12 protein-coding genes are annotated in these 13,785 nt (G+C 33.5%); 4 read left to right on the plus strand and 8 right to left on the minus strand.

Translation table 11 applies throughout. The features are described from left to right. Positions 1 to 43: 43 nt before the first annotated feature. The 4 genes from ACFFLS_RS00165 to ACFFLS_RS00180 form a co-directional block, all read right to left on the minus strand. Positions 44 to 718: a hypothetical protein gene (locus ACFFLS_RS00165; RefSeq protein WP_379683902.1), complete on the minus strand. Its 675-nt coding sequence runs from the start codon at positions 716 to 718 to the stop codon at positions 44 to 46. A gap of 6 nt (positions 719 to 724) precedes the next feature. Beyond that, positions 725 to 1,717, minus strand: coding sequence for an alpha/beta hydrolase (locus ACFFLS_RS00170; protein ID WP_379683901.1), 993 nt, complete (start codon positions 1,715 to 1,717; stop codon positions 725 to 727). 255 nt (positions 1,718 to 1,972) lie between these two features. After that, entirely contained in the window at positions 1,973 to 3,073 is a 1,101-nt protein-coding gene (locus ACFFLS_RS00175; RefSeq protein ID WP_379683900.1) for an AraC family transcriptional regulator, read from the minus strand. Positions 3,074 to 3,357: 284 nt separating this feature from the next. Then, the gene (locus ACFFLS_RS00180; RefSeq protein WP_379683899.1) at positions 3,358 to 3,903 is read right to left on the minus strand and encodes a CvpA family protein; all 546 of its coding nucleotides are present in this window, start codon (positions 3,901 to 3,903) and stop codon (positions 3,358 to 3,360) included. Positions 3,904 to 4,146: 243 nt separating this feature from the next. Between ACFFLS_RS00180 and ACFFLS_RS00185 the strand changes: the two genes are divergently transcribed. The 4 genes from ACFFLS_RS00185 (at position 4,147) to ACFFLS_RS00200 (ending at position 6,824) form a co-directional block, all read left to right on the plus strand. Next, complete coding sequence (locus ACFFLS_RS00185) at positions 4,147 to 4,503, plus strand: hypothetical protein (RefSeq protein ID WP_379683898.1); 357 nt, start codon at positions 4,147 to 4,149, stop codon at positions 4,501 to 4,503. Positions 4,504 to 4,605: 102 nt separating this feature from the next. Beyond that, positions 4,606 to 5,130: a hypothetical protein gene (locus tag ACFFLS_RS00190; RefSeq protein ID WP_379683897.1), complete on the plus strand. Its 525-nt coding sequence runs from the start codon at positions 4,606 to 4,608 to the stop codon at positions 5,128 to 5,130. Between the two features lie 153 nt (positions 5,131 to 5,283). After that, positions 5,284 to 6,303, plus strand: coding sequence for a phenylalanine--tRNA ligase subunit alpha (pheS, locus tag ACFFLS_RS00195; protein ID WP_379683896.1), 1,020 nt, complete (start codon positions 5,284 to 5,286; stop codon positions 6,301 to 6,303). 113 nt (positions 6,304 to 6,416) lie between these two features. Then, complete coding sequence (locus ACFFLS_RS00200; RefSeq protein WP_379683895.1) at positions 6,417 to 6,824, plus strand: hypothetical protein; 408 nt, start codon at positions 6,417 to 6,419, stop codon at positions 6,822 to 6,824. Between the two features lie 131 nt (positions 6,825 to 6,955). Here ACFFLS_RS00200 and ACFFLS_RS00205 read toward each other — a convergent pair whose 3' ends face one another. Genes ACFFLS_RS00205 through ACFFLS_RS00220 form a run of 4 tightly spaced genes read right to left on the minus strand, consistent with a single transcriptional unit; the run spans position 6,956 to position 13,695 of the window. Next, on the minus strand, positions 6,956 to 8,095 hold the full coding sequence (locus ACFFLS_RS00205; RefSeq protein ID WP_379683894.1) for a cytochrome-c peroxidase: 1,140 nt from the start codon (positions 8,093 to 8,095) through the stop codon (positions 6,956 to 6,958). 3 nt (positions 8,096 to 8,098) lie between these two features. Beyond that, a complete protein-coding gene (locus ACFFLS_RS00210; RefSeq protein ID WP_379683893.1) occupies positions 8,099 to 9,688 on the minus strand; it encodes a DUF6850 family outer membrane beta-barrel protein in 1,590 nt (529 codons plus the stop codon). An 11-nt stretch (positions 9,689 to 9,699) separates the two neighbouring features. Then, positions 9,700 to 11,010 carry a DUF4876 domain-containing protein gene (locus tag ACFFLS_RS00215; RefSeq protein WP_379683892.1) on the minus strand — a complete coding sequence of 437 codons (1,311 nt, stop codon included), beginning with the start codon at positions 11,008 to 11,010 and terminating at the stop codon, positions 9,700 to 9,702. A gap of 12 nt (positions 11,011 to 11,022) precedes the next feature. Further along, a complete protein-coding gene (locus ACFFLS_RS00220) occupies positions 11,023 to 13,695 on the minus strand; it encodes a TonB-dependent receptor (RefSeq protein ID WP_379683891.1) in 2,673 nt (890 codons plus the stop codon). Positions 13,696 to 13,785: the final 90 nt, after the last annotated feature.

The raw sequence follows: 13,785 nt of genomic DNA on the forward strand, positions 1-13,785 counted from the left end.
CGAATTTCTATAAATATGTTGCTCTTCTGGATCTTTATTTTTATCAATCCAATTTGTAATTATATCCTAATTGTAAATAAAATGGAATCAAGGGTGTCGTTTTAAAATCCTGTGTCATTGCTTTTCCAGCTCGTAAAATCAATTCGCTTTCGCTGAAAGAATAACCGCTCTGAATTCCGAAATTGAAATTACCTCCCGTTGCAGGCTCGTACCAGCCATTTTTGGCTTCAGGATAAACTTCTTTATAAATTTCCAAATGTTTGAAACGAGTTGCAATCGCTTTGTCAAAACCAAATTCACCTGCTACAAACCATCTTGGTTTATAATATCCGAGAACCAATGCGGCATCGGCTCCAAAATTTTGCAGTACAACGAGCGGATTTTCGTAACGGCGATAAATTGCATGAAGCGAGGCATTGAAACGGAAATTATCGGTTTTGTAAAAATTGATTTGCCCGCCTAATTTGGTCTTAAAATCATCCAAAAAATCACTTCCTGACGGAATCGAAAGTGTGATTTCTGCCATAAGCGGAATTTCTGTGCGAAAATGATAATTGTAATTTAAGCCTAAAACCATGCCGTGTTCCCAACCGATATTTGCATTAAGAATATGCTTTTCTTCTTTTTTCAGGTTTTCCCAATTTAAGGTTTGAGCTTGTAAAATTTGAGCGTTTAGAAACGAAAGAATAAATGTGATCAGTAAAACTAAAATTTTCATAACGGATTATTTTAATTCATTTAAATAAAACAACACAATCGGATGGACATTTTCCCATTTAAAATAAATCATTTCGTGTCCAGTTCCTTTTACTTCTTCGATTTGTGCATTCCTGAAATACATGGCTTCTTTTCGCGCAAAACTGTAGCCGTATGATTTATTCATTTCTCCAAATAAGAACAAAACTTTGGTATTGTATTTCATTAAGTTCGTGGTGAAATCAAATCCTTCATTTTCTGAAATACTAACAAATCCGTCTAAAACTGCGGTACCCATGCGCCAGAAAGGAGAAGGCCCTTCTATGCCTTCGTCATTTCCTTTGGCATACGAAAAGCTCGATGAGATTCCCATTTTATAATCTAAAATCGCATGCTGGTTTTCTTTTCCAGTCAAAAACTGATCGATATAAAAAAGATTGCTAGTTATCTCAGAAAGCAAATTGATTTTTCGGCTTGATTCGCCGTATTCATCAAGCAACTTTTTGTTGATGCCACCTGGTTCGGCCAGAATTATTCCGTTGATTTTATTTGGATAAGAATTGATGTAAGCAGTAGCGAGCATGGCACCCCATGAATGGCCAAAAAGAAAAATCTTTTGATTGGTAGAAGTTTTATAATGTGCAATTACAGATGTCAAATCATCCAAAACCAATTGAATAGAATAAGTGTTTTTGTCATGTCTTTTGGATAATCCCGAACCACGCTGGTCGTAAAACACAACATAAAAACCATCTTTTGCAAGTTCTTTTACATTTAAAGCATTTCGATAATCGGCGCCGGGACCACCGTGAAGAAAAACAACCATCGGGTCATTCGGATTTCCAAAAGTCTCGACATGAAGTTGCGTTCCGTTAATTGGAATTGATGGAAGACTGGAATCTTGGTCAACGGTTTTTGGAACTAAATTTCCAATTTGATTAATGTCATTTTCTGTTTCACATCCTAGGAAAAAGAAAACCGAAATGGCAGTTACAGCCGAATGGAATACTTTGTTTTTCATTGCATAAGTTTTTAAAGTTTTATGCAAAGATGTGTTTTAGGCTAATGTGGGTCGCCCCAACTTGTAAGGTGGTTCTTTTTTTAAGGGGCTAAGTTACTAAGAAGCTAAGTTGCTAAGCTTTTTTGTGTGGAAATTTGATCGCAAAGTCGCAAAGTCACAAAGTTTTTTCTATTACAGATTTTTAAAATGATGAAAAAATCTGTTTAAATCTGCAAAATCTGCGTGAAACAAAAAAACTTTGCAAGATTAAAATAATTATTTCAAATATTCTGATGGAGAAAGTCCAGTGACTTTTTTGAAATTTCGATTAAAAGCCGTTTTCGAATTAAAACCACATTCGAAAGCAATAGATAATAAAGTAAACTTTTGATTTTCGGGTAAAAGAATCAATTTTTTAAATTCTTCGACACGCTGTGAATTGATGTAATCGTAAAAGTTTTTTTCTTCGGCTGAATTGATAACTTGAGACAGAACATTTGAATGAACATTCAGCTTTTGAGATAATTCGGTTAAAGTCAAATCAGGATTTTTATACAGTTTTTGATTCTTCATAAGTTCAATTAATTTTTGATGAATGGATTGAAGTTCTGTATTACTTAAACCAGATTTCTCATATTTTATTTTTTCTGAAACAGTTTCAATTTCATCGTTTTCGATTAAAGGAAGACTCAAAATATTATTTGCAGAAATCGCTTGATTGGTAAAAATTCCAACTTGTTTGATTCCGAAATAACCAATAAACATCAGATAAAAAACAACAACTGAAAAGATATACTCCTCTTCATAAAAAATCACCACCAACCAGATAATGCTCGACCCCAGAATTAAATACTGAAGCCAGCGCAAGTTTATTTTTTCATTAAATGAAAATTGATTTGAAATGTTTTTTCGGTGTTTTGAAAGTTTTCTGAGCGAAAGAAAAGCATACGCAATTCCTGAAAGTAGAATTACGCCGTATAAGACCAGAATTAAGTTTTCATAACCTTTCCCTTCATTCTGAAAGACTTTTAGTTTTTCCTGAAACGAAAGAGAGAAAAAAGGCATCAAAAATAAAATAGCAATTGCAAAAGGCAGAAAATGCAATAAATTATATTTTTTATTTTCATTCTGATGGGTCAAAGCCGATGTGTACAAATACAAAAAAGGACCTTGTAGCAACGGCATAGGAAGCTCAAGACCTAATGAAAATGGGAAGGAAGAAAAATCATTTTTATAATGCAGGTAATATAAAAACAAGTGAAAACCCGTAAAAAATAGCCAAAGCGCCAGAATTTTATCGGCTTCACTTTTGTTCTTTTTACTGGTGAGAATAACAACCAGAAAAAAAGTAATAATTATACCTGCCAGATATAACATAGTTTAGATTTTTGGTTAAATCGATTTGTTGGAAATAAAGAGCAAGATAAAATATTTCCTGCAAATATTTGAAAGTGTGATGTTTTGTATGTATTAATTAAAAAGCTTCGGAGAAACGACATATTTATAAGAAATGATAAGATTTACAACCTAAAGCTCCACTGGAGCTCTTTTGCATTCGCACGATTTAATTTCTATAAATATTTCGTTTCTCTGAAGCTTTTGAACAACAAACCCGACAGGTTTTAAAAACCTGTCGGGTTTAATTCTAGACGATGTAACTATTATTTGTCTGCCTGTTCTTTTTCTTCTTTTGGTTTCTCAGAATGCTCGTTTTTAAAATTTTCGTACCATTTTTCAATAGACGGATAAACGAAGCCAGCAACTTTTTTTATGGGATTATAAAAAATATAATTGTCTAAAGTTTCCTTTTTTGCAAAAGTATTATTGAAGTTTATTTTCTCAAACAAAGCAATAAAAATACTCAAAATGAGAATGGTTTTTAGAACCCTGAAAAATCCTCCTCCGAGTTTGTTCAACCAACCCAGCATAGCAAAATCGGCAATTCCGGTTAGCATTTTTGCTAGTAAATAAACACCGATTACAACCAGGATGAAAGTCAGAATAAAAGCTGTAATCTGAATATTGACGGGATTCCAAGAAACATGTTTTGAAATCATTTCGGTCATGAATGAAGAAAACTTAATCGCAATGTAAATTCCTAAAAGCAACGAAATAAAAGAAGCAACTTCAACAAAAAGCCCGTTCTTAATTCCTTTATACAAGCTAAAAGCCAAAAGTGCGGCAACGATAATGTCAAAAAAACTCATGTTCTGGTTTGGTGTTTAATGAGGCGCAAAGATAGGTTTTTTTGAGGTTCAGAGGTTCAGAGTGCTAAAGAGACAAAGGTTTTTAGGACTTTCTTTTTTCTGTGTATTTATTTTTTTGGGTGCAATGTCTTGAACTATGTATCTTTGCAAATCAAAGTTTAGAAATCAGATTGCGATTCTGCCCCCTTCAGAATCAGTTTTTCAGTAATCTAATATCTAAAATCAACAATCTAAAATCATATAATGTCTAGAGATATACAACTAAAAGAGCGCTGGGAAAAGCTCGTCGATATGCTTTCAAATCAATTTTCGCAAGGCGAAGATTTAGATTTGGATTCTATTATTTATTTAATCGGAGTTCAAGAATATGGAAAAGTGCATCGTCAATACAAAAAAGACGAAAAACTGAACCTCATGCATATTGCCATTTGCAGATTGTTGGAACCTTACGGATTTTATGAATTCGAATATTTTGACGAAGAAGGCTGGCCGCATTACAAAGTAAAAGAACAATTGCCATCATTAAAAGCTGGCGAACAATCTGTTTTGATGAAAGAAGCGATTGTGAGTTATTTTTTAGAAAGGAAATTGATTGATTAGATTTTTCTAGTATTCAGTGGTCAGATATTTAGTATTCAGTTCTAACTGTGGCTAAGTAAGCCAACTGACCACTGAACATTAAAAATACTGAACACTAAAAAAATGTGTAGATACGGATTAACAACTTACAAACCTCATAACGCTTGTTTTAATTGTCGAAAAACATTTAAGAGAAGACTCTTTAAAGATATAAAAACTGGAGAATCTGGTTGTGAAGCTAAATGTCCGCAATGTGGGGAATTAACGGCTGACATGGGACTGGATTTTGAATCGCCTAAAAAAGACGATTTAAAAAAATGGGAACATATTAAAAGTTTGTATTCAGTTGGAATCACATTTCACTCCTGTGGTTGCAGCGGTCCGGGTTACATTCCGAATTCAAAAGAAAAATTAATTGAGTATTTTGAAGAGATAAAAGAAACGTATCTGAAAAAATTGGATTTTTGGCGCAACAGAATTGAGCCATCAACCAAAAAAGAAAAAGAACGTGATGCCAATAAAAACTGGCACGAATTAGGAAGGGTTTCTTCTAATTATAACAAAGAAATAGTTACCAATCAGGAAGGTTTAGATTATTGGCATGAAAAGGTTAAAAAAATCGAAGAAAAACTAAACCTCATAAAATAATTTTAAACAGTCAGAAGCAGACAATTTTACAGATTTAACGAATGGTATTATGGTCTAAAGATTCTGTTTTACAGCTAGAAAGGAAACTTTGAACTTTAAACATTAAACTTTAAACAAAATACTTAAATTTGTATTCTCAAGAAACGAATGAAAATGATAGATAAGATTAAAGAATATATTGGCGAAGCACAAGCTTTTTCAACTGAAAACGCAGCAGAACTAGAAGCATTCCGTATAAAATTCTTAGGAAAAAAAGGAATTTTAAATGATTTTTTCGCCGAATTTAGAAATGTTCCAAACGATCAGAAAAAAGAATTCGGTCAGGTAGTAAACGCTTTAAAAGATACGGCCGAAGATAAAGTTAAAACTATTGCTGAAGCTTTAGAGAGCAAAGAAGAATCAAAAGGAGTTTTTGGCGATTTAACACGTGCTGCAGAACCGGTACTTATTGGTTCTCGCCATCCGATTTCAATTGTTAAAAATCAGATTATCGATATTTTTGCCAACGTCGGATTCAACGTTTCTGAAGGTCCAGAAATCGAAGACGACTGGCATAATTTTACCGCATTGAACTTGCCAGAATACCATCCAGCGCGTGATATGCAGGATACGTTTTTCATTCAGACCAATCCTGATGTGTTGTTGCGTACACATACATCATCTGTTCAGGTGCGTTATATGGAAAATCATAAACCGCCAATTCGTACTATTTCTCCGGGACGTGTTTTCCGTAACGAAGCGATTTCATCTCGTTCGCACTGTATTTTCCATCAAGTGGAAGGATTATACATTGACAAAGATGTGTCTTTCGCCGATTTGAAACAGACGTTACTGTATTTCACAAAAGAAATGTTCGGAAAATCTAAGATTCGTCTTCGTCCGTCGTATTTCCCATTTACAGAGCCAAGTGCCGAAATTGATATTTATTGGGGACTAAAAACAGAAACCGATTACCGTATCACAAAAGGAACAGGCTGGTTAGAAATTGGAGGTTGCGGAATGGTAGATCCAAACGTTCTAAAAAACTGTGATATCAATCCAGACGAATACAACGGTTTTGCTTTCGGAATGGGAGTAGAGCGTATTGCGATGCTTTTGTACCAAATTGGAGATATCCGTATGTTCTACGAAAATGATGTTCGTTTCTTAGAGCAGTTTAAAGCTAATATATAATTTTAGATTTCTGATTTTAGATTTTAGATTAATTCTGAATTCTAAATCACAATTATAGCAACAAACCTTTGTTGAAGTTTCAGACTTTGACAAAGGTTTTTAAAATTTAATACATGAAAAAAGATATAATAATTCCAGAAGTAGAAAACGTATTTCTTGCCGCAGTGCAGGAATGGAGCGACGATTTTATGGAAAAAGTATGGTACGCTTACTTAATAAACGACAGCGATTTTAACTTAGACAGCGTTATGGTGGTTTCAAAAGCATTTGGAACAATTGACGGCGAAATGAAAAAAACTTCGATTCTGCGTCATGCTTTTGTTGAGGTTCCTGCGGTTTCTGTTGTAAAAATTGAAATGATAGAGAAAAGCCTTTTGGTTATGAATAACGAGTTCATGGTAACGTTCTTCATCGGAAATACATTGTACGATAAGAAGTTTATTTTTAAAGCCAATTCGCTTGACGAAAACAAAACGGAAGAAGTGCCGATTTTGTTTGTGGAAGGGGTAATGGTAAAGTAGTGGTCAGTGGTCAGGTTTTTAGTGGTCAGTTACAGACATTAAACAAAAACAAAAAGTCAGGAAGATTATTCTCTCCTGATTTTTTATTTTTTAAGTAACTACACTGAATACTAAAAACCTGACCACTAAAATTACTGAGGTAAAACAGGCTGTTTCATTCTATACGTTCCACTTGATAAACTCATAATAAAATCTTCTAAAGCAACTAGTTCCGATTGACTCAAATCTAATTTCTGAATGAGCTTAGAAGTCGTTGGAAACAAAGTATCGTTTAACTGATTCTCTTTTCGTTTGGGTTGAGGCATTCCGGCATTGTAAATGTTTAAAACGCCTCTTAAATTGGGAAATAAACCATTGTGCATATATGGCGCATTTTGCGAAGCTCCACGTAAAGATTGCGTTTTAAATTCGCCAACATTTTCTGCTTTTCCTGTTACATTGTATCTTCCTAAATCTTCATATTGTCTTCCGTAATACGTCAACCCAACATTATGAAATTTATTATCGGCAAAATTGGCCGTATTATGACAGTTGATGCAACGCGCTTTAGTTCGGAATAAATGCAATCCTTGAACTTGTCTGTTTGTTAATTGAGTTGAATCACCTTCAATAAATCTATCAAATTTACTTTTCGGACTAATTAAGGTTCTTTCGAAAGTGGCGATAGCTTTTAGGATTTCTTCTTGTGTCAGTTTTTCTTTTCCGAAAGCTTTCTTAAAATACGGTTTATAACCTTTAATTTTATTTAATCGTTTTGTAGCTAAGTCAATGTGAAAATTCATTTCTTTAGCATCTTGTATCGGGAAACTGGCTTGATCTTCTAGAGATTTTGCTCTTCCATCCCAAAAGAAAACTTTAGAATAGGCAATGTTTAGTAAGCTTGGCGCATTTCGTGTTCCTTGTTGTCTGTCTTCTCCGTAGGATACTTTTCTGGCATCGCCCCAATTTAATTCCGGATCGTGGCAATTAGCACATGAAATCTGCCCAGATTTGGATAATCTCGGGTCAAAGAAGAGTACTTTGCCCAATTCGGCTTTTTCTTCGCTATACGGATTGTTTTCGGGAAATTCAGGTTTTCCTAAAATTCCAATGTCTTCAAATCCCTGAGCATAAACTATAGAGTCTACTTCAGGCTTTGGCCATTTTTGATAATCGCCACTGCTGTAAAGTGCTTTTAATTCTGAAATCGAAAATTGAGGTTCGATTTTAGAATAAGATAATAGGATTAGTGAAAATAACATTACCCAAATGGCAATTAATTTCGTTTTCATTCTTTAATAATTTAATTGTACACCCATTTGAATCCAATAGGTGGTATTGGTATTAATGCTGACTGGATAATCAGTTTGTTTTTTTAGTGCGATTTTCTCTTTTAAATTGGTAAAGAAAACCACTGTTTTGTTCTTTTTTGTTGGATAGCTGTATTGTAAACGCAATGCTGGAGCAAAATAATTTGTGGTGTTTACAGCGTAATCGTAAATAATCACTTCATCAAAAAATCTAATATTTGTTCCGCCAGACGTATCATAATAATCTAGTTTTGACGGAAGCGGGAAGTACATATTGAAACTCACAGTTGTATTTAATTTACTTTTATTGAAAGCAAAATCTTTACTTCCGAATATTCCTGTGTTTAATGAATTTAGTTCGAGATGTGTTGTAGCCAAAACATCATCATACTCATTTTGTTGATAAAGTAAATCTAAACCAACTAAGTAATCGATTTTAGAATCTGTTTTTTTAGAAAGAGAGGTTGTCCAGTTTATTTTATTTAATGAGTTGGTATAGTTGTAGCCATTGCTTTGTTTGTCAAAATTTTTCGCATCACTTTGATCGAATTTTAAAGTTGACTGTATTTCTTTTTTATTCCATTTATGAAATGCAAACAATTCTGCACGGTTGCTTTTTGTTTTGATTTTCATTCTTTCATTTTCTCTTAAATCAAGATTACTGGTATAAAAAATAGTATTGGAATTCTGAGAATAATATAAGGCAGTAAAAATGGAATTTTTGCCTTTAATCGTATAGCCTAATCCAATTTTATCTACAATATCCTGATACAAATAACCAGATCCAGAAGATTTAAAAGAATTCAATATTCTGCCGTACCCAGCGTTAAAACGTAAGTAGGTTTCTGGATATACTTCGTAGTTTAAACTTGTGTTATTGTACTTAAAGTTAAAATCTTTTTGGTTTTCGGCATAACTTCCTAAAACAAAAGCTTTTTGATTTTTTGTTATTTGATAGCCAATTTGTAATTCACCTCCCAAATTTCTGTTAGTGATTTGAGATCTTGCATCTAAAGTTCTGCTAAATTTTTCAGCACCAAAATTGGCTTTCACAGCAACAGATAAATGATTGGTAATGTCTTTAGAGAAACCGCCGCTTAAAGCATAAACTTGATTGTCCCAATTGGCTTTTCTGGGAACATAAAAATAATGAGGTGCAATAACTTCCTGCTCTTCGGAGCGATTATCAGTAAGCACCCAGCCGAGATCTTTTTCCAGTATTTTTTTGATTGACAAATCTCCAAATAGCTTCCATTTCGATTTTGTTGTAAAATACCCTTGTGCTAAAAATTGATACGTATTGATCTCGTTAGCAATTTGTTTTCTTGCAAATTCATTTTGCTGATGTTCATACGAAACTTCGGTAAATGTAAAATCTTTAATATTTGAATTTGTGTAGGCAATTGGATAGTTGAAAATCTGATTTTTGATTTGATTATCAATAAGATGATTTTGCACTTTTATAGTATCTTGTGCATTGACAGTAAAAACGAAAGAAAACAACAAAAGAAGTAATGCCTGGGATTTCCAAGCATTACTTTTAATGTTTTGTATTTTGATTTTATTGATTTTCATTAAAGAAAATTTTAGTTGAATCCTCTAGGATTTGCTGTTACTTCTACAAAATCATTTGTAGAGTTATTGGTATCCTGAAGCACAATTCGGCCAGCAATTGTAGTTTTAGTTTTTCTCATTACCGATTTTGAAGAATACGCTCCAGAAGGGATGTATGTATTTCCTCCATCAATTTGAGAAGGCAGTTTTTTAGGAACTAAGTTTGAACCTAAATCTCTCGTAGTGTCAACACCATCAATTAAAACAGAAACTGGAATTTGAAGCGATTGGTTAGCATCTCCTTTAGGGTTTTTGTATTTTTTCAAAGCAGCAAACTCTGCATCAGTCATTTTGAAAATAACATAACTATGTCTTCCTAATGAATCAAAGATCATATCGTTGTTGCTATTTCCCCAATATGCGATGCTTACATCGGGAACAGCAGGATTTTGGATGTCATATTGATACAAATCACCTGAATGATTTCCTAGGAATGATTCGAAGTCTGCAGTACTTAAATCTACAGTCAACTCAGGGCTTACAATACTAACGGTTTTACCATTATTGTCAACATAGTTTGCTTTATGGTTAATAGCATTTTGTGCAATTACAATACTTGTTCCAGGTTGTACAGGATATTGAGTCCCGCTTCCTGGAATTTTAATGATATTTAATGCATAAACATAATCGGTATTTGCAGTACTGCCACCTGTCATACCTTCAGATTTACTCCAATCAAATTGTCCATTTGGTAAAGAGTAGGCCAAAACGGTAGTAGATGTAGATCCAGTCAACAGCGCCAAGTATAAGCCATCTGCATACTGAACGGTATTAGAGTTGTTGTAAATTTCTATAAATTGGTCTCTAAAAATAGCGCCTTTTTTAGTGTCAGATCCAGCGTAGTAAATTTGTTTAATAACGAAATCACCTACCTTAGAAGTTTTCATTTCGATGTTGCTTGCAAGCGTTGTTGCATTTACAATAACACTGCTTTCTGCACCATTAAAATTAATTTCAGTTTCTGTCGGCGTGTAACCAAAAGTCTCTGTAAATTCAGCAGAAGCAATTACTTTTGTTGCAGTAATAGAATAGGTTCCCGGTAAAATCTGTTTGAAAGTTGCTACACCGCTTTCGTCAGATTCTACGGTATATTTATTAGCAGTTTCTGTATTCACAATTGTAACACTTGCTTTTTTTACAACTTGACTGTTAAAAGTAACATCATATTTAAGAGAAACGCTGAAGTCAACTGGTTTTAATGCTTCACTTTCGTTATCATCATTGCTACAAGATTGAATTATTAATGCAAAAAGCAATATTAAAATAGAGAGTGTTTTTTTCATAGGTATATAGATTTAAAATTGATAATTAAGTCGGGTTCCAAACGAGAATTTTGCGTAATAGTCATAAGCACTTCTAACATTATTGCTCTCGAAATAAGGCTTTAGATTTAAAAAGTTGGTGGAATAAAATGAAACACTAAATCCGTTTAAGAAATCTTTAGAAAGTCGCAGATGAAAGTTATGAAGCATGGTATCAAGTTTGTTTTGTGAGTCACTAATTGCATCGCGAGTTATGTGTCCGTATTTTTGTGAATTTGTACGATCTGCTTCTGGAATTTCATGGTAAACCAGTTGAGTGTCTAAGTAACCATTTGGAAAATTACTCGTAGGAATATAGGAAGTACGCATAATAAAATGATCGCTTCTTAGTGACAATAACAAACCTGCTTTTGGGATATGATAACTGAAGTTAAAACTTGCTGTGAAATTCTCATTTGTGGTTGGCAGCGAAGGATATACCCCGTATCTTTCACTAGATAAGACATTGGTAGAAGCATAATAAGTAATCGTTTTACTAAAATCTTTAGATCTGACATAACCTGCATTCACGCTGACGTCAAGATTAAGTGCTTTGATTTTTCTAAAATTTATTATGGTTTCAATACCCATATCTTCAGAATTGGTATTGTTTTGAATGCTGTTTGTTAGATAATATAAATTGTCAGTCCCAACAATCTCATACGTTGGCATTTCTGTTCCGTTGGTAGTGATATTTACTTTTGGTATCTCTTTAGAAACAGGAACCTGCTGGCCTGTAAAACCATTGGTCAGTTTGTTATAATATCCGGTCAAGTTTATATTAGCAAAAGGAAGATTGACATCTACACCGCCTTCTGTTTTGTAGGATTTTGAAGGTTTTAAATTCAGGTTATCGCCAGAAGTCACTACAGTTAAAATCCATGCTTTTTGGTAAACACCAGGATTTACATAAATTCCGTTGCCTAACAATCTGTCTAAATAACGATCTCCGGTATATAATTGATTGAGTGAAGGGGCTTTAGATGATAATCCAAATCCACCTCTTATTCTAAAGGTTTTGTTGAAAGAATATGATGAGTTGATACGAGGTTGTAATGATATGTTGCCAGACTGGTTTTCATATCGAACTCCGTAATCAACATTTAAGATTCTGTTTTCTTCAAATTTTTTATATACTCGGTCTTCTAGGTAGGCAGAAAATTGCGTTTCAGTTCTGGTTCTATTAAAGTCATAATCTCTATAGCCAAGTTTGGTGTCGCCTCCATCATCAAGAACATAATAATTTAATAAACCTACTGCGCTGCTTTTTCTTCCTTCTCCTTTGTTGGAACTTGATCTTCCGGATACTCCAAATGACAAGCTGTGAATCCAATTGGCTTTATTGGTAATTGTTTTTGTGGTTTCAAGGTTGACGAAAGTTGAAATCGGAATTCCCTCTACCGTACTGATACTGGTATATTGCGATGGAAGAATATAAGCTTCGTGAATTCCTTCTTCTTTAGAGTCAGTTGCTGCTGTTAAAGCTCTATTGATCCATCTTTCTCTTCTAGAGAATTGTCTGTCATAAGAAAAACCACTATTTATATTGATACCGTCCAGCCACAGATTCGATGGTTTCCACATCAAATTATTAGAGATAGAAATTCCTTGTTTTTCATTTTTTACCACATCCGCAGCAATTTTATCTGGATCATGTTTTACATCATCAATATTGGATCTCAAAGATAGATTTAGGGTGTTTTTTACTTTAGAATATTTATCTGTAGTTTTCCATGCTAAACTTCCGCTCACACGTTGATAATTCATTAAATTATCTCTAGGATCTGCTTTGGAATCCAGAAAATTGACTCCAAAATTCATAGAGTTATTTTCATTTAGTTTGACTCCTTTTGTTAAATTTAATTCGCTTGTTGCATCTCTAATTGAAGCCGAAACTCTATACGGACTATTTCCAACCTTAGTAGTAATCAAAACCAATCCTGAAGTTAAATCTCCATATTTTGCAGAAGGAATTCCTTGAATAACTTTTATCTCTTCAATAGTATTGGTTGAAATTTCTCTAAGATCGACACCCAAATTTGGATTACTGAATCTATTTTGACCTTTTCCAAAATCATTGGCTACTCCAGAAGGTGTATTTGGACTTAATGCCTGCATATTTTCATTATTGGAAACAGGAATGTCATTTATCATAAAGGAAGTTCCAAAAGCCTTGGCATCTGTATGGATTGAAGCAGTTCTAAAAACAATGTTTTTATATTTATTAAGATCAAAAGTTGTAGTCGTCTGCCCAGGAAGTTGTTGCAAAACATCATCCAAAGAAAATGCCTGAACGTTATTTATGGCATTGGTTCCTAAAGTTAGTTCAGAATATTTACGTTCTTTATTGGCTGTAACGGTTACTTCTTTCAGATGAAGCGTATTATCTTCTAAAAAAATGGTTATAAAATTTTGATCGTTTTGTAAAGTCTGATCAATGTCTTTCTTTCCAAGAATGGAAAAATTTAAGACAACATCTTGATAATAAGCTAGTGTAATTTTAAAATTACCCTCTTTGTCAGATATCGTCCAGTTATCTGTTTTTGTGTCCTGAATTAAAACTCCTGCTAAAGAAACGGAGTTTTCTTTATCTATCACTTTTCCTGTAATTACTCTTTGAGAAAAAACAGTGCTTGAAAGGAGAAGAAAAAACAAAATAGAACGCATTGTGCTTAATTAGAATAAATAAAAATAAGAAATGCAAATCTATCAATAATTCTCTTCGAAGCAATGTAAAATAAGGGTTTGTAAAATTAG

Source organism: Flavobacterium procerum (genome assembly GCF_042431625.1).
In the GTDB taxonomy this organism is placed as follows: domain Bacteria; phylum Bacteroidota; class Bacteroidia; order Flavobacteriales; family Flavobacteriaceae; genus Flavobacterium; species Flavobacterium procerum.